Below are 15,823 nucleotides of genomic sequence, written 5' to 3'. Positions count from 1 at the left end.
GTCATCCGGCCGCACTCAGAAAAAACACGCGAATCAAATAGGGATCGTCCAGAAAAGTCAACACCACGCACCCATCCGGGGTACTGCAGTGTAGAATGGTTCGATCAACACCGCGTTTGTCCTCGTGAAAATCCCCCCCGTATCGATACGTTACCTGCGCAGCGTCCTCGAATTGAAGGACGCCCCCCCGGATCTGGGCTGCGAAGTCGCTTTCGCAGGCCGTTCCAACGCCGGCAAGTCCAGTGCGATCAACACCCTGGCCAACATCGGCCGGCTGGCCCGGGTCAGCAAGACGCCCGGAAGGACCCAGATGATCAACTTCTTCACCATCGACGATGGGCGGCGGCTGGTCGATCTGCCGGGTTACGGCTATGCCAAGGTACCCGGTGAAATTCATAGGCGTTGGGAGGCCGCGTTGGAGTGGTATCTGCGCTACCGGCAGTCGCTGCGCGGCGTGTTCCTGCTGATGGACATCCGCCACCCGTTCACCGAGATGGACGAAGTCATGATCGAATGGTGCGCCCACCGGGGCATCGCCCTGCATGTGGCACTGACCAAGAGTGACAAGCTGAGCCGTGGCGCGGCGCTGAATACCCGGCTCATGGCGAAAACCCGTCTGGGGGGCTACGGTTCGCCAGACTTCAGCGTCCAACTTTTTTCTTCTCTCAAGAAGACCGGCACCGAGGAGGCCTGGGAAGTGCTGGGCCGCTGGCTCGACCTGCCGCGGCAGGACCAAGAAAAAACCTCCGGAGTTTAAGGGGGACACTCCGGAGGGCGTGATGGCCCGGCTAGAGGGGGCCGGGGTTGCATAGGCTACTCACAAGGGAGACGATGAGTAGAATGCGCGTCGAATCCAGACGACTTATTCCTATTGATCACGGCGGAGCGAAAAAGTTCACTCCGTTTCGGTCACCATGATTCGACCCATACCGGCTGCGAGTTCGAATTCGAACGGCGCCGGAATGTAATCGAGCCGCCATTCCGGCGAGAGGTCCCGCAGCGGCGCCCTGCCCTGAACGTATTGGTAGATGTCATCGACCCGGAAATACTGACGGTTCCATGGATCCTTGTTGAACACCAGCAGCGCCTCCTCCCCCGGTTTCCGCCCCGCTTTCCACATCATCAGGATTGCCGGATTCGGGTGCGGCAGAAGCTGGGTGATGCTGTCTTCCTGGAACACCGGACAGCGAGCCTTGACCTCGTTGACCGTCCGGATGAACCCGGTGAGATCGCAGGCCGGCGGCTCCCAGTCTTCGGGCCGGGTTTCGACCACGTGCAGCGGTCGCCGGAATCCGAACTCGTAGCCGACCGGCATCATCACTCCGCCGGAGAACAGCGCGGCGAACAGGTAACGTTGCTTCAAAGCGTCCACGTTGCCGTGCGCCTCCTCCATGAGCCTGGGGGTATCGTGGCTCTCGGGGAAACCGATCGAAGGCGCGACCTCACGGGTGAGTTGGTACTGCTCCAGCAGCCAGGGGCTGGAAAAATCCCACCACTTGGAACTGTTGAAGATGGCATCGAAACCGGCCAGGGCGGTCCGCCGCGTCTGGGCCGGGGAACACCCCAGGGTCTCGGCAACGAACACGGTTTCCGGCCATTCCCGCTTGATCTCCCGAATCAGCCGCTCCCAGACTTCCGGCGGCAACTGATAAGCCGCATCGCAGCGGAACCCGCTGAAGCCCAGCCGGCACAGGAAGCGCACGATTTCGAGGCAATAGCGCACGAGTGACTCACGCTCCGCCCTCTGATGAAAATCAAACTGTGCCAGATCCTCCCACACCACCCGCTGGCCATCCTGATCACAGGAGGGATGGGCGATTTGTCCGTTCTCCCTGACAAACCACTCCGGGTGGGCACCGGGTAAAGGCGAGTCGTAGGCGCAGTGATTGATGACCAGGTCCACCATCACCCTCATGCCCAGCCGGTTCGCGGCGCGGATCATCGCCCTCACCTGCTCCTCCGCGGAAGGCCGGGCATCGAGAAAAACCGGATGGATGCCGAAATAATCCTTGATCGAATACAGGCTGCCGGAACGGCCGGTCTGCTGGATCGGATTGACGAATATCCAGTCGAAGCCCATGGCCGCGGCCCGTTCGAGATGAGGCGTCCATTGCCGGAAACGACCCGCCAGCCTGGGAAACAGATTGTAGATCCTCATGGCCAGCTATTTTTCCCGGATATAGTCGTAAATGTTGAGATAGTCCTGACCCGGATGGTTCCAGGAATAGTCGTAGCGCATGGCATTTTTCATCAGCTCGCGGAAGTGATCCGGGTACTGGTAGTAGCAGGCGATCGCCCGCCCCAGCGCCGACTCCAGTCCGCGCTCATCGTAATCGCGGAATACATAGCCGTTGCGCTCGTGCAACGGGCGGTGCGAGAAGTCCTTGTCGATCACAGTATCCGCCAGCCCGCCGATTTCGCGTACCACCGGAATGGTACCGTAGCGCATGGCGATGAGTTGGGTCAGGCCGCAGGGTTCGAAGCGGCTGGGCACCACGATCATGTCCGAACCGGCATAGACCAGATGCGCCAGCTCTTCGTTGTAGCCGATTTCCAAATGACAGTCCGGATTGTCGTTGAACTGCCGCTTCAGGCCCCAGAAATAGCCGTTGATCGCCCCGTCGGGACTGGAGCCGAGCAGGACAAACTGGCCACTCTGCCCCAGCGTATAGAACAAGGCGTGGCGGATCAGCTCGATGCCCTTCTGCGGATCGAGGCGGCCGACGAAGGACACGATGGGCTTCTCATTGTCGGCGAGCAGCAGCCGGTCGCGCAGCGCCTTCTTGTCGGCATATTTGCCTTCGATCGTATCCACGTTGAAATGCACGGGGATATGGGGGTCTGTCTCCGGATTCCAGACATCATAGTCGATCCCGTTCACCACCCCGCCGTACTTCATGTGGTGGATGTGCAGGGTCGGCTCGAGTCCGAACGCCTGACCCTGGTCCTTGGCTTCCATCGCATAGCGCGGCGACACCGTGGTCACGAAATTGGCATAGACAATGCCGCCCTTCATCAGATTGATGGCATGGGGATTATGGTTGTCGCGGAGGCGGTCGTAATGGAAATAGTATTCCGGGCGGTTGAGTCCGGAGGCGTGCAGCACCTGTGCGCCGGTGACGCCCTGGTGCTTGAAGTTGTGGATGGTGAAGCAGACCCGCGGGTGGCGCATCCCCATCGGCTGATAGATTTCGTACAGATAGACCGGCACCAGTGCCGTCTGCCAGTCATGACAGTGGATGACGTCGGGATGCTTGCCGGACTTCCACAGAAACTCCATCGCCGCCCGCGAAAAAAAGGCGAAACGGAGAATGTCGTCGTGGAAGCCGTACACCGCGCCGCGGTTGAAGAAGTTGTCCTGGGAGTGAGGTTCGATGAAAAAGCATTTGCGCCCGTGCACGAAGCCGAAGTAAACGGAGCAATGGATAGCCCCGCCGTACCACGGCACCCAGAGGTCGTCGAAGGTGCGCTGCAGACCCCAGATTTGGTCGTAGCGCATGCAGTCGTACTTGGGCAGGATGATCTCGACGTGGTTGCCGCGAATCTCCAGCTCCCGCCCCAGCCCGAACACCACGTCCGCCAGCCCGCCGACCTTCGCCACCGGCGCCAGTTCGGGCGTAATGTGGACCACGAACAGCGCGGGCCGGTGCTGGATGTGAGGCTGCTGCGCCGGCTGCGGCCCAACCTCGGGCCGGCTTTCCGGCATCTCGGCGGCAACCGGCGGCGACCATTCGGGGGCATGGGGGGATTCGGGTAGATTCTCTCCGGGCACCTCCGCCTGACTCGGGGGCGGCGGCATTTCCGCTTCCACCGCAGCGGTGCCGGATTCGACCCGGCTGTCCGCGGTCGTGCCGGCCGCTTCCGGCAAATCCACCGGTTCAGGAACCGTTTCCTCCACGGGCTCGACCGGAGCCGCCGGCGCCTCGGCTATCGGGTGGATCGGATCCCCGGCAGCCTCGGATGCCGCAGTCCGGGCTGCTGCCGGTGGCGGTGAGGGTATGGCGGCCGTGATGGCAGGATTTTCCGTCCCGCCGCGTTCGGGCGAAGCGCTGCCGCTGGCGGGATCAGCTTTGCCGGGCGCCGTGATGTTCGTGGTGCCGGCAGCCTGCGGCTTCGGCTTGGCTGGCATCTCCGGTACCGACGGCGCCGCCTGGACCGGCTTGCCTCCTTGGGCGGATGCTTTCGTCGACCCGGACTCTGGGGCTTTTGGCGCTTTGGGTTTGCGAGCCATGTATGTCCTCCGGATGGCCTTTATCGAATTCATTCGGGCAAGGCGTGCGTTCCAATGCCGCTGGCGCCTACCTTGACCGCTGGTTGACTGTGCATAATACGCTGCTTCGCCGCCGAACCTTCACCGGATTCCTGGAGAATCCAGGCGAATCGACAGTAACAAGGAAACCCACCATGCCCCCTAGCAAGTTCACAGCCATCCTGCTCTGGTCCGCTATCGCGCTGCTCGGCGCCTCCGCGCTGGGAGGAATCGCGATCAACCGCGGCGAATCGGTCAACAGCCTTTGGTTCGTGACCGCGGCGGTATGCGTCTACGCCCTCGGTTATAGATTCTACAGCGCCTTTGTTGCAAGCCGCGTGCTGATGCTGGATGCCAGCCGTGCCACGCCCGCGGAACGCTTCAACGATGGCCGTGATTTTGTGCCCACCCATCGCTGGGTCGTGTTCGGCCACCATTTCGCCGCCATCGCCGGCCCCGGACCGCTGATCGGCCCAACCCTGGCCGCCCAGTTCGGCTATTTGCCCGGCACCCTGTGGATATTGATCGGCGCGGTGTTCGGCGGCTGCGTGCAGGATTTCGTGGTATTGGTATGCTCGATCCGCCGCGACGGCCGCTCGCTGGGCCAGATGGCCCGCGACGAGCTGGGCCCCATCGGCGGCTCGGCGGCACTGGTCGGCGTCATGACGATCATGATCATCCTGATCGCGGTGCTCGGCCTGGTCGTGGTCAATGCCATGAAGCACAGCCCGTGGGCGACTTCGACGGTGGCGGCGACGATTCCCATCGCAGTGCTGATTGGTCTGTACATGCGCGAGATCCGCCCCGGCCGGGTGATCGAGGCCACACTGCTCGGGGTCGGCCTGTTGATCCTGTCAGTCGCCGGCGGCGGCTGGATCGACCACCATCCGATAATCCGGACCGGGTTCGACCACGACGCACCCACCCTGGCGCTGATGATCATCGCCTACGGCTTCGCCGCTGCGGTGCTGCCGGTATGGCTGCTGCTGGCCCCGCGCGACTACCTTTCCACCTTCATGAAGCTGGGCACCATCGCCGCCCTCGCCATCGCCATCCTGATCCTCCATCCTGACATCAAGATGCCGGCGCTCACGGCCTTCATCGACGGTACCGGCCCGATCTTCGGGGGCAAGCTGTTCCCGTTCGTGTTCATCACCATCGCCTGCGGCGCGGTGTCCGGTTTCCACGCCCTGATTTCCTCCGGCACCACTCCTAAGCTGCTGGCCAACGAGGCCGATGCGCGCTTCATCGGCTACGGCGCCATGATAATGGAATCTTTCGTAGCCATCATGGCGATGATCGCGGCGACCGTGCTCGATCCCGGCGTCTATTTCGCCATCAACAGCCCAGCCGGCGTGGCCGGAAAAGAAGCCGCCGACGCGGTGGCGACGATCTCTTCCTGGGGCTTCCCGGTCGATGTAGAGCAAATGGCGACATTGGCACGGGAAATGGGGGAGGCGAGTCTATTCGCCCGCACCGGCGGCGCGCCCTCCCTGGCGGTGGGTATGGCCAGCCTGTTTGCCAGCGCTTTCGGCGACGGCCTGCTGTCGCTGTGGTACCACTTCGCCATCATGTTCGAGGCTTTGTTCATCCTGACCACGCTGGACGCCGGCACCCGCGTCGCCCGCTTCATGCTGCAGGATCTGCTGGGCAACTGGCTGCCGTCCTTGGGACGGACCGGCTGGTACCCCGGTGTACTGCTCACCTCGGCGCTGGTCGTCGCCGGGTGGGGTTATTTCCTGTACATGGGCACCATCGACCCGCTGGGTGGCATCAACAGCCTGTGGCCGCTGTTCGGCATCGCCAACCAGATGCTGGCCGCCATCGCCCTGTGCGTCGCCACCACCAGACTGGTCAAGACCGGCAAGGCTACCCACGCATGGATCACCGCTCTGCCGCTGTCTTGGCTGATCGTGGTCACCAGCAGCGCCGCCTGGGAGAAGCTATTCAGCCCCGAACTGCGCGTGGGCTTTCTGGCTCACGCCCGCGACCTGACCGACAAGCTGGCAGCTGGCCTGCTTTCGGCGGACCAGGCGGCCAAAGCACCCCAGTTGATCTTCAACGATTATCTCGATGCTGCCCTGACCGCGGCTTTTCTGGGGCTGAGCTGGATTCTGGTGGCCGATACCGCGAGGGTCTGCTATTGCGTGTTCACGGGGCGCCCGCATCCGCCCAGCAGTGAGGCGCCCCACATTCCGAGCCGGCTGGCCGAAAACTGGGTCAGAGACTGATCGGGCGCACTAATTGCTCGAGTGTAACGACAAAGAATGTCAGACCGTCGTGCCGTAGGCTCCTGCGGCATCCAGTTACAAGGACGTGAAAGCCCCGCCATCCCCGGATACAAGACTCCGGTCCCGGCCGGAACGAAATGCAGGGACGTTGCTTTCCCTATGCGCAGCAACTTTATCGGGACAATCAAATCGAGTTCACGGTGACGATGATCCATACAGGCTTGAACAAGTTCCGCCTCCTGCTCTCTGTGTTTGTGGCAATGGCTGCGCTTTTCGCGCCCGTTTGCATCCACGCCCAGGAATCGGGCGGGGGGAAACCGCTCGCCGCCCAGGTCAAGGAGTGGCAGGCGCTGCTCGATCGCTACGAGAAAATCCTTGCCAAAGGCGATGCGGACGACGACCGACTGGTCGAGATTCGCGCCGAACTGGCCGCTCTGCGTCTGGAAGCGCGTTCGGCCGCCGATCTGGCTCGGCCGCTGGTGCAGTCTGCCAGGGACGAACTGGCGGCACTCGGCCCCCCCCCCGCCGAAGGGGAGCCACCGGAAGCGGCGGGACTTGCCGCCAAACGCAAGGCCATCGGCGAACGCTTGGCGAACATGGAAGGCAGCCTGAAAGAAGCCGATCTGATCATCACCCGTGCCGAAGGCATGAGCCAGCGACTCCAGTCCATGCGGCGCTCGCGTTTTACCGAGCGGGTGCTGAGCCGCGGCCCCTCGCCACTATCCCCCTCGGTATGGCGCAAAGGATTTCAGGAAATCGCCGAAGGCGCCGCAACCCTGCGCCGGGACTTCGCGGCCTGGCTGGCCAGCGACGTCGCCGCCGCCCAACTCGGCCAGATGCGCTGGCAATTGCCTCTGGCTGTGCTGATGGCGGTGCTCATTGCCTGGCCACTGCGGCTCTGGTTCGTCCGGCGCTTCGGTTACGTTGAGCTTACCGCCGAGCCAAGCTATGGTCAGCGGCTATGGACCGCGGTGGTCACGGGCGTCATCCGCACTCTGATTCCCTCGGTGGCGGTTATGGCGATCTATCTGGGATTCACCGCCGGCGATTTGATGTCGGAACGCGTTCAGAACATCGTGGAACCGTTGGCGGCCATGCTGGTGACATTTTTCTTCGTCGTGGCGTTCTGCCGCGCGGCGCTGGCGCCGGGGGAACCTCTGTGGCGGCTGGTCGCGCTCGGTGACCCCAGCGCCAGGGTTATCGCCCGCATCGTTACCGCCATGACGGCGGTGTTCGCCATCGACGCGGTCGTCAATACCTGGGGCAAACGGTTCGAGTGGTCCGTGGAACTCATGGCCTTGCACAACTTCGTGACCGGCCTGTCGATCGCGCTGCTGCTGCTGGTGCTCCTGCGGCGGCGGATTTGGGAATCCGAGCTCGGCACCGCACGGTGGCGTGGGCTGCGTTATGCGCTGACCTTGCTCGTCTATGCCATTCCCATCGCCGCATTGCCGGGCTACGTGGTATTGTCGCGGCTGCTCGCCATCCAGCTCGTGCTTTCGATCGGACTCTACGTGCTGATCACCGTGCTGGCCAAGATCGGCGATGAGTTCGTCAACCATACGCTGAGCGAACACGCCATCGTCGGCAGGCATCTGCGCCGCAATCTCGAAGTCTCCCCTGAGGGCATCGATGCCCTGAATTTCTGGATCACCGGGCTGGTCCGCCTGAGCATCGGCCTGGCCGGCATCCTGGCGCTGCTGGTCTTGTGGGGCGCGGGCGGCAGCGACCTCAGCGCCTGGTTGTACGAGGCGGTGTTCGGCTTCAAGGTTGGGAACATCACCGTGTCCCTGGCCGACCTGGCGTTCGGCCTGATCCTGTTCGGGGGAACGCTGGTTCTTACCCGCTTCGTCCAGCGGACTCTCGAACACCGCATCCTGCCACGCACCCGCATCGATCCGGGGCTGCAGCACAGCATCCGCACCGCCGTCGGCTACCTGGGATTCACCCTGGCCCTGATCACTCTGGTCTCGGCAGCCGGCTTCGATCTGTCGCAGCTTGCCATCATCGCCGGCGCGCTTTCAGTCGGCATCGGCCTCGGACTCCAGAACATAGTCAACAACTTCGTTTCCGGATTGATCCTGCTGGCCGAGCGGCCGATCAAGGTGGGGGACTGGATCGTGGTGGGGGAGATTCAGGGCTATGTGAGGAAGATCAGCGTGCGCGCCACCGAAGTGCTCACCTTCGACAGCGCCTCGGTGTTCATCCCCAATTCCGAACTCATCGCCCACCCGGTGACGAACCGGACCTACGCCGACAAGGTGGGGCGAATCGTGATCCCGGTGAGCTTCACCTACGGCACCGATGCGCGGAAGGTCTGCGAAACCTTGATGCGGGTTGCCACGGCCCATCCCAAAGTCCTGCGCCAGCCCGGTCCCTTCGTGTTCTTCAAGGAATTCGGGTCGAGTTCGATCAACTTCGAAGTCATCGCCTTTGTCGCCGACGTCGATACCATGAAGTCGGTGACCAGTGAACTCTGCATTGAGATCGACGCGGCCTGCCGCCGCGAGGGCCTGTCCATGCCCTACCCGCAGCGCGACGTGCACCTGGACTTCGACCCGGAGCAATTGTCCTGGCTGCTGGCAAAGCTGGGTGAATCGCCGCTCAGCCCTGCCGCCCCCGGAGTCCCTCGGTCAAATGGGGCCTGATGGCTTCCAGCATGCACTGATGCAGACGTGGGCTGGCAGTCAGCACATTGCCACTGTCCATGTAGCCGTCGCCACCGGCGAGATCAGTGACGATCCCGCCGGCTTCCTTGATCAGCAGGACACCGGCCGCGATATCCCATTTCTGCAGTCCCAGCTCCCAGAACCCGTCGAGACGGCCGGCTGCCACGTAGGCGAGATCCAGCGCCGCCGAACCGGCCCGGCGGATGCCGGCGGTGTCGCGGATCAGCGCCTTCAGCATGCCCAGATAGGCGTCGAGATGGGTCTGGTCCTTGAAAGGAATGCCCGTGCCAAGCAAGGCGCCGGTCAGGCCGTTCACCTTGGTCACCCGGATGCGCCGGTTGTTCAGGCTCGCCCCACTGCCCCGTTTGGCGGTGAAGAGATCCTGCCGCATGGGGTCATAAATCACCCCGGCCTCCGGAACGCCTCGGTGCAGCAAGGCGATGGAAACGGCGAACTGCGGAAATCCGTGCAGGAAGTTGGTGGTGCCATCGAGCGGATCGATGACCCAGACGTATTCGTTGCCGGTGCCGCCCTGCCAACCGCTTTCCTCGCCCAGAAAGACGTGGCCGGGATAGGCCTTGCGCAGAATCTGTATGATTTCCTGCTCGGCCTGACGGTCCACCTCGCTGACGAAATCGTTCCGGCTCTTGGGCGCGATCTTCAGCGTGTCGACCCTGTCGACATAGCGGACGATCAAATCGCCGGCGGCGCGTGCCGCACGAATGGCGATGTTCAGCATGGGATCCATAGCGACCTGCCCTAGTTCTGTCGAAAAGCCCGATAGCCTACCAAAATTCTGATAGTATTTTCCGTTCTCCAAAGCAGCCCGAGCGCAAAACTCGACCGTGCTCTCCGATATACGCATCGTACTGGTCGAAACCACCCATCCCGGTAACATCGGCGGCGTCGCCCGTGCCATGAAGAACATGGGCCTGAGCGACCTGGCCTTGGTCTCGCCAAAAATCTTCCCCTGCGAACAGGCCACCGCGCGCGCCTCCGGTGCCGACGACCTGCTGGCGGCCGCCCGCGTGGTCGGCTCACTGAAGGACGCCATCGCGGACTGCCAGTTCGTCATCGGTGCCAGCGCGCGTCTTAGAACCATCGCGTGGCCGGAGCTCGACCCTCGAACGGCCGCAGCGAAGATAGCCGGCCTCCCCGAGGGCACTCGCACCGCCATCATATTCGGGCGCGAGCATTCGGGGCTCACCAACGCGGAACTGGAGCAATGCCACTCCCTGTTGCACATCGCTTCGAACCCCGAATTCAGCTCGCTCAATCTCGCCTGCGCGGTCCAAATCGTCGCCTATGAGCTCTACCTCGCTGCCGGCCAGGGCGGTTCCTGCCGTTCCGGGTCCGCTCTGGCGGACGGCGAACAGATGGCCTCTTTCTTCGAGCATCTGGAGCGGACACTGTATGACATAAGGTTCCTGCACACGCGCAGGTCATCACCCTCGATCATGCGCAGACTGCGCCGCATCTTCAACAGCGCGCAGATCGAAGCCCAGGAAATCCATCTGCTGCGGGGCATTCTGACCGCGGCCCAGCACAGCGCCACCGGCGACGGAATTCCCGATGCTGAAAAAAATTAGAGAAGAATTCAATTGTATCTTCGCCCGGGACCCTGCGGCCCAGTCGTTTTTCGAGATACTGACCGTCTATCCCGGCGTCCACGCCGTGCTGATCCACCGCTTCAGCCACTGGCTCTGGAACCATGGCTTGCGCTGGCCCGCCCGGGCCCTGTCCTACCTCGCGCGCTGGGCGACCGGCATCGAGATTCATCCCGGAGCAACGCTGGGCCGACGGCTGTTCATCGACCATGGCATGGGAGTCGTCATCGGAGAAACCGCGGTGATCGGGGACGACTGCACGCTCTACCATGGCGTGACCCTGGGCGGCACCAGCTGGCAGAAAGGCAAACGCCATCCAACGTTGGGCAATGGGGTAGTGGTCGGCGCCGGTGCCAAGGTTCTCGGCCCCATTACGGTGGGCGACGGCGCACGCATCGGTTCCAATTCTGTCGTGCTGCGCACCGTCCCGGCCGGCGCCACGGTGGTCGGCATTCCGGGCCACATCATCAATCCGGACCGCAGGGCCCAGGAAGCCCAACGCATGGCCATCGCCAGCAAGCTTGGCTTCGACGCCTACGGCATGACGCCGGACATGCCGGATCCGGTCGCCCACGCCGTCAACCACATACTCGACCACATCCAGGCGCTGGATCAGCAGCTCGCAAAGCTCAAGGAAGTGCTACGGGAGCGCGGGATCGACCTGGAAGAAGCCCCACTGCCCGAACTGGACGACTGCCAGCTCGACCCCGGCGAGCCCGCTGACGTGACCGTCAACAGTCCCCGCAGGGGGTGAGCTTGTGCCCCTCCGCGATCCAGACCTGCAAGCCCTTCTCCAGATGGTAGACACGCTCGTAGCCCAGCTCCTGCGTGAGCATCTTCCCGACCATGGCGGTGCGATTACCTGAACGGCAGACCAGCACCACCGGCCGCCCGGCATCGGGAACTATCGTCCTGAACTGCCGCAGCCAGCCGGCAGTATCGTAAGCCCCTTTGGAATCGAAGAACGTCAGTGGCTTACTCCCCTCGATCACACCGGTCTTGCGCCATTCTTCGGGGGTCCGGACGTCCACCACCGGCACCCCCTGAACACTCAGCGCCTCCAGCTCATCGGGGGTGATACCGACGAGCTCGGCGGCGGGAACCGGGGCCGTCGGTAACGTCATCGCCAGGATGGCGGCTCGCAGCCATTTGCTCATGTTCGCCTCTTGGGTTTCAAAGGACCCTGGCCGGGTTGGTTTGACCGAAGTGAATCACGAATTTCTGATTTTTCCAAGCTGTGGACAAAATGCATTTTTGCGGGCCGGTAGCGGCGAATGACTGACGCCGGCGCGCGCCTCCGCACCCCGGGAAACGACGGCTGCGATTGCCTTGCTCTGCCCGCCACGAAAACGCATCACGCTGTTCTACAAAGATTTTCGGCTCAACCGATGCCACTCCATACCCGGTCATGGGCAGGAAATCAAGGTCTTGACGACTATGAAAGTCGATGCTGCTACCGCCCGTGATATCCACAGAATCTGTGGATAACTTTGTGCGCAGTTTGTCGGTGACCGACTGCACGCCGGGCTGTTCAACCCCTCCGGCGATTTGCGAAAATCCCGGTCATGCCTCTGTCACATAGCCTTGTCTGAAGCCATTCCATGTCCGACTCCCCTTTTGATTTCGACCGTAACGTCATCGAGGCCAGCTTCACCATCCCCGTGCTGGTGGATTTCTGGGCACCCTGGTGTGCGCCCTGCCGCGCCCTTACGCCCGCACTGGAAGCGGTCGCTAGGCGGCTGGCCGGCCGCTTTGAACTGGTCAAGGTGAACACCGAGGAACACCCTGAAATCGCCCGGCAATATGGCGTGCGAGGGATTCCCAATGTCAAGCTTTTCGTCGACGGCACCGTCGCCGACGAATTCACCGGCGCCCTGCCTGAATCAGCCCTGGAAGACTGGCTGCAGCGCGCCTTGCCCAGCCCTTATCGGGGCCAGTTGAAACAGGCCGAGGCGCTGATCGGCGCCGGCCGGGCGGCAGAAGCCGAAACGGTGCTGCGCCGGATCCTTGCGGCCGAGCCAACCAACGGCCCGGCCGCCGTGCTGCTGGCCCGGCTGCTCCTCAAGACCGACCCGGACCAGGCCCTGGAAACACTCAAACCCATCGGACCGGATTCCGACCAGAGCGACGCCGCTGAGTCCCTGCGCACCCTCGCCCGGCTGTTCGGCCTGCTGGAACATCCGGAGCGGCTGGCCGAGGCACCGCCCAAAACGGCCTACCTCGATGCGATTCAGAAGATTCGGGAAGAACGTTACGAGCCGGCGCTGGATCAACTGATCGAACTCGTGCGCAAGGCCCGCGACTACGACGAAGGCGGCGCCCGCAAAGCCTGTGTGGCCATTTTCCGGTTGCTGGGTGATGGTCATGAACTCACCCGCCGCTACCGGGGACTGCTTTCCAATGCCCTCTATGTCTAAGTTCGGAACCGGATTCATGACCACCGTGATGCTGATGAGTGCCGCTGTCACGGCAGCTCCGTTGCACCCCCCCGCGGAAACCGGCCCGTTCCGGCCACCCGAACTGGTCGAGGTCGCACAACTCGATCCCATGATCAAGTTGGACGTGCGCTATGCCACATCCAACAACTTCGTCCACAAGCCAGTCTATGCCGAGCCGCGGGTCTTCCTGCAACGGCCGGCGGCCGAAGCCGTGGTCAGAGTCAACGCCCGGTTGAAACCGCTCGGCTACGGCCTGATCCTGTTCGACGGCTACCGCCCCTGGTCTGTGACGCGGATGTTCTGGGAGTCGACCAGCGGCAGCCAGCGGATGTTCGTGGCCGATCCCCGCGAGGGCTCGCGCCACAATCGCGGCTGCGCCGTCGACTTAAGCCTCTACGATCTGAAAACCGGGCAGGCTGTGGCCATGCCGTCCGATTACGATGAGATGACCGAGCGCGCCTACCCCACCTATGAAGGCGGTATGGCGATGGCCCGTGAACACCGCGACCGGCTGCGGGCCGCGATGGAGGCCGAAGGCTTCAGTGTTCATCCAAGAGAATGGTGGCATTACGACTATGCCTTGTGGCGGGAATATGCCATCCTCGACGTACCGTTTTCCGCCCTCGGACACTGAACATTCCTGACGCCCTGCCGCCCGGGTCCTGCGGGGAACGGGACCGGACCCGATGAGGCCGCGGCCGGGCGCCGACCATCACTCGAACCGACCCAGGGGACAGCCATGTTTCCGCTGCGTGACATCAACCCGGCCTTGCGCCGCCCCATCGCCGTCATCCTGATCGTGCTGGTCAACGTCAGCGCCTGGGTACTGGTACAAGGATTCGGACAGGATCCGTCTCTGGCGCACTCACTTTGCGAGTACGCGCTCATACCGGGCGAACTGCTCAGACTGACGCCGGTCGGCACCCTCATTCCGGTCAGTCGGAATTTCGCCTGTCAGCTCGAAGGCGACGCTTCGGTCTGGACCCTGGTCACCCACATGTTCCTGCACGGTGGCTGGTTCCACATCATCGGCAACATGTGGTTTCTGTGGGTGTTCGGCGACAACGTGGAAGACGCGATGGGACCGCTGCGCTTCGTCGCCTTCTATGTGCTCTGCGGCCTGGCTGCGGCGGCGGCGCAGATCGCCTCCGACCCGGCTGCGGCCGTGCCGATGGTCGGCGCTTCCGGCGCCATCGGCGGCGTCATGGGGGCCTACGCCCGCCTCTACCCCCGCACTCAGGTCATTACCCTGATATTCCTGGGATTCTACTGGACCACCGTTGCCGTCCCGGCCTTCGCCATGCTAGGTTACTGGTTTTTCATCCAACTCATCAGCGGCCTGCCCGCTCTCGGCGGCACTAGCGGCGGAGTGGCGTTCTGGGCCCATGTCGGCGGTTTTCTGGCCGGCCTCCTTCTGGTTGGCCCGATGCACCGGCCGGATTATCTCGCCCGGCGAGCGCATCTGATGGAACGCAGATTTTTCGACTGAGAGCCGTCCCGCAATACCGACACAAAAGAGGTCATTTCGGACCCAATCCGCTGCTTGCTTCCTGCTTCACCGAGGCCGGTTTCGCCACGCTCTTGCGAGCGCGGCCAGAGCCTTCCTCTCCACAGGCTGACACGAGGGCAAGGTTTCTTGCCGCATTCAATATCCCGCTCATGGCGTGTACCACAGTCCGGGCAAATCCACTGCCGCACGGATAGCGGCATCTTTAATCTTGTATCGAGCCGCAGACCGAGCAGGTCTTGCTGGAGGAATACCAGTGGTCTGCGACCACCACCAAGCCGCCTCGGCGTTCGGCCTTGTACTCCAGTTGCCGCCGGAATTCGAAGAAGCTCATGTCGACGATGGAGCGGGCCAAGTGCCGGTTCGCCATCATGCCGCGCACGTTCAGGTCCTCGATGCCGATAGTGTGGAATCGACGTGCGAGGTTAGTCGTGAGCTTGTGCAAGGCATCTTGCCGGATGTTGGCGATCCGGGCATGCAACCGCGCCAGCTTTGTCCTGGCCTTCTGGCGATTACTGGAGCCTTTCTGCTTGCGCGACAGACTGCGGGAGAGCCGTGCGCTGAACACGGTAATGATTTCCAGCACGTCCTTGGCCAAGTCTTCCTCGAAGGTCGTGTCCTCGCCTTGATTAATGATCACCACTTCGACGTTCTTCGCCTCGCAAATGGTGAAGACCAGTTCCGCGCCGAAGCGCTTTGATGAAACGCCAAGGAGTCAACCGAAGCAATCCGCCTGTGAACGTGGCAGGGACGGCTCTTCAGATACCCATGTTGCTCAGTGTCACCATCAAGTCGTTGAGTATGCCGGTCAGCCGTGGATGCTCGACTTCGAAATGCGCAATCGCCTCTTTGAGCTCCGTCATCAGATGCCCATGATGCTCTTCGCTGCCCCCCTCCTGCAGCCGCTGCTCCAGCGTTCCGATCAAAGACTCCAGACGTGCCTTGGAAGCGCTATCGGCCTCCAGCGCCGCCACCTGCGCCCGCAACTGCTCTAGGGTTTCCAAGAGGTCTTTCTCGCTCATTTCCGTCTCCATCTCCATGATGAGGTGCACGATGACGGGCTAGTTTACGGGCGCCAGCCCCCTTCGACCAGAGGGAAAACCCGTCCCGGCATGGAGGGTT

Annotated in this window: 15 protein-coding genes and 1 pseudogene; 8 read left to right on the top strand and 8 right to left on the bottom strand. The window is 62.7% G+C overall.

What is annotated here, in order from left to right:
• The first annotated feature begins 124 nt into the window (after positions 1-124).
• A complete protein-coding gene (gene yihA / locus N4J17_RS07025) occupies positions 125-757 on the top strand; it encodes a ribosome biogenesis GTP-binding protein YihA/YsxC (protein ID WP_198323475.1) in 633 nt (210 codons plus the stop codon).
• A gap of 138 nt (positions 758-895) precedes the next feature.
• Here yihA and N4J17_RS07020 read toward each other — a convergent pair whose 3' ends face one another.
• Positions 896-2,158 (bottom strand): alpha-amylase family glycosyl hydrolase, encoded by a 1,263-nt coding sequence (locus tag N4J17_RS07020; RefSeq protein ID WP_198323476.1) that lies wholly within the window; start codon positions 2,156-2,158, stop codon positions 896-898.
• 6 nt (positions 2,159-2,164) lie between these two features.
• Positions 2,165-4,129: a glycogen synthase GlgA gene (gene glgA / locus N4J17_RS07015; protein ID WP_232470573.1), complete on the bottom strand. Its 1,965-nt coding sequence runs from the start codon at positions 4,127-4,129 to the stop codon at positions 2,165-2,167.
• A 275-nt stretch (positions 4,130-4,404) separates the two neighbouring features.
• On the opposite strand from glgA, the gene N4J17_RS07010 reads away from it, so the two are divergent.
• Both N4J17_RS07010 and N4J17_RS07005 read left to right on the top strand, forming a co-directional pair.
• Positions 4,405-6,480, top strand: coding sequence for a carbon starvation CstA family protein (locus N4J17_RS07010; RefSeq protein ID WP_198323477.1), 2,076 nt, complete (start codon positions 4,405-4,407; stop codon positions 6,478-6,480).
• A 137-nt stretch (positions 6,481-6,617) separates the two neighbouring features.
• Positions 6,618-9,128, top strand: a complete 2,511-nt coding sequence (locus N4J17_RS07005) for a DUF3772 domain-containing protein (RefSeq protein ID WP_277458158.1) — start codon at positions 6,618-6,620, stop codon at positions 9,126-9,128.
• Here the strand turns inward: N4J17_RS07005 and N4J17_RS07000 are convergent.
• Complete coding sequence (locus tag N4J17_RS07000; RefSeq protein WP_198323478.1) at positions 9,085-9,897, bottom strand: inositol monophosphatase family protein; 813 nt, start codon at positions 9,895-9,897, stop codon at positions 9,085-9,087. The genes N4J17_RS07005 and N4J17_RS07000 overlap by 44 nt on opposite strands.
• Positions 9,898-9,994: 97 nt before the next feature.
• Between N4J17_RS07000 and N4J17_RS06995 the strand changes: the two genes are divergently transcribed.
• Positions 9,995-10,738 carry an RNA methyltransferase gene (locus tag N4J17_RS06995; protein WP_198323479.1) on the top strand — a complete coding sequence of 248 codons (744 nt, stop codon included), beginning with the start codon at positions 9,995-9,997 and terminating at the stop codon, positions 10,736-10,738.
• Positions 10,722-11,510 (top strand): serine O-acetyltransferase, encoded by a 789-nt coding sequence (gene cysE, locus N4J17_RS06990; protein ID WP_198323480.1) that lies wholly within the window; start codon positions 10,722-10,724, stop codon positions 11,508-11,510. Before N4J17_RS06995 ends, cysE begins: the two co-directional genes overlap by 17 nt.
• Here cysE and N4J17_RS06985 read toward each other — a convergent pair.
• Together N4J17_RS06985 and N4J17_RS06980 are read right to left on the bottom strand one after the other, a co-directional pair.
• Entirely contained in the window at positions 11,488-11,913 is a 426-nt protein-coding gene (locus tag N4J17_RS06985; protein ID WP_198323481.1) for a rhodanese-like domain-containing protein, read from the bottom strand. The two genes, cysE and N4J17_RS06985, sit on opposite strands and share 23 nt — an antisense overlap.
• A gap of 16 nt (positions 11,914-11,929) precedes the next feature.
• Positions 11,930-12,277, bottom strand: coding sequence for a hypothetical protein (locus N4J17_RS06980; RefSeq protein ID WP_198323482.1), 348 nt, complete (start codon positions 12,275-12,277; stop codon positions 11,930-11,932).
• A gap of 80 nt (positions 12,278-12,357) precedes the next feature.
• Between N4J17_RS06980 and N4J17_RS06975 the strand changes: the two genes are divergently transcribed.
• The 3 genes from N4J17_RS06975 to N4J17_RS06965 all read left to right on the top strand — a co-directional run bounded on the left by N4J17_RS06975 (position 12,358) and on the right by N4J17_RS06965 (position 14,683).
• Positions 12,358-13,173: a tetratricopeptide repeat protein gene (locus tag N4J17_RS06975; protein WP_198323483.1), complete on the top strand. Its 816-nt coding sequence runs from the start codon at positions 12,358-12,360 to the stop codon at positions 13,171-13,173.
• Between the two features lie 16 nt (positions 13,174-13,189).
• The gene (locus tag N4J17_RS06970) at positions 13,190-13,828 is read left to right on the top strand and encodes a M15 family metallopeptidase (RefSeq protein WP_198323484.1); all 639 of its coding nucleotides are present in this window, start codon (positions 13,190-13,192) and stop codon (positions 13,826-13,828) included.
• 105 nt (positions 13,829-13,933) lie between these two features.
• Positions 13,934-14,683 carry a rhomboid family intramembrane serine protease gene (locus N4J17_RS06965; protein ID WP_198323485.1) on the top strand — a complete coding sequence of 250 codons (750 nt, stop codon included), beginning with the start codon at positions 13,934-13,936 and terminating at the stop codon, positions 14,681-14,683.
• Between the two features lie 223 nt (positions 14,684-14,906).
• Here N4J17_RS06965 and N4J17_RS06960 read toward each other — a convergent pair whose 3' ends face one another.
• The 3 genes and pseudogenes from N4J17_RS06960 to N4J17_RS06950 form a co-directional block, all read right to left on the bottom strand.
• Entirely contained in the window at positions 14,907-15,242 is a 336-nt protein-coding gene (locus N4J17_RS06960; RefSeq protein ID WP_232470587.1) for an RNA-guided endonuclease InsQ/TnpB family protein, read from the bottom strand.
• Positions 15,225-15,395: pseudogene (locus N4J17_RS06955) on the bottom strand (IS607 family transposase); the annotation flags it as partial. The gene N4J17_RS06960 and the pseudogene N4J17_RS06955, both read right to left, overlap by 18 nt.
• A 64-nt stretch (positions 15,396-15,459) precedes the next feature.
• The gene (locus N4J17_RS06950; RefSeq protein WP_232470575.1) at positions 15,460-15,723 is read right to left on the bottom strand and encodes a DUF4404 family protein; all 264 of its coding nucleotides are present in this window, start codon (positions 15,721-15,723) and stop codon (positions 15,460-15,462) included.
• Between the last annotated feature and the right edge of the window lie 100 nt (positions 15,724-15,823).

Source organism: Methylococcus capsulatus (genome assembly GCF_036864975.1).
Lineage (GTDB): Bacteria > Pseudomonadota > Gammaproteobacteria > Methylococcales > Methylococcaceae > Methylococcus.
This window is presented reverse-complemented; position numbering and strand designations above follow the sequence as displayed.

Excerpts from the sequence above, each read along its gene's own strand:
- N4J17_RS07020 (WP_198323476.1), bottom strand. The coding sequence starts at position 2,158 with ATGAGGATCTACAATCTGTTTCCCAGGCTGGCGGGTCGTTTCCGGCAA.
- glgA (WP_232470573.1), bottom strand. The coding sequence starts at position 4,129 with ATGCCAGCCAAGCCGAAGCCGCAGGCTGCCGGCACCACGAACATCACG.
- N4J17_RS07010 (WP_198323477.1), top strand. The coding sequence starts at position 4,405 with ATGCCCCCTAGCAAGTTCACAGCCATCCTGCTCTGGTCCGCTATCGCG.
- N4J17_RS07005 (WP_277458158.1), top strand. The coding sequence starts at position 6,618 with ATGCAGGGACGTTGCTTTCCCTATGCGCAGCAACTTTATCGGGACAAT.
- N4J17_RS07000 (WP_198323478.1), bottom strand. The coding sequence starts at position 9,897 with ATGGATCCCATGCTGAACATCGCCATTCGTGCGGCACGCGCCGCCGGC.
- cysE (WP_198323480.1), top strand. The coding sequence starts at position 10,722 with ATGCTGAAAAAAATTAGAGAAGAATTCAATTGTATCTTCGCCCGGGAC.
- N4J17_RS06985 (WP_198323481.1), bottom strand. The coding sequence starts at position 11,913 with ATGAGCAAATGGCTGCGAGCCGCCATCCTGGCGATGACGTTACCGACG.
- N4J17_RS06975 (WP_198323483.1), top strand. The coding sequence starts at position 12,358 with ATGTCCGACTCCCCTTTTGATTTCGACCGTAACGTCATCGAGGCCAGC.
- N4J17_RS06970 (WP_198323484.1), top strand. The coding sequence starts at position 13,190 with ATGACCACCGTGATGCTGATGAGTGCCGCTGTCACGGCAGCTCCGTTG.
- N4J17_RS06965 (WP_198323485.1), top strand. The coding sequence starts at position 13,934 with ATGTTTCCGCTGCGTGACATCAACCCGGCCTTGCGCCGCCCCATCGCC.
- N4J17_RS06950 (WP_232470575.1), bottom strand. The coding sequence starts at position 15,723 with ATGAGCGAGAAAGACCTCTTGGAAACCCTAGAGCAGTTGCGGGCGCAG.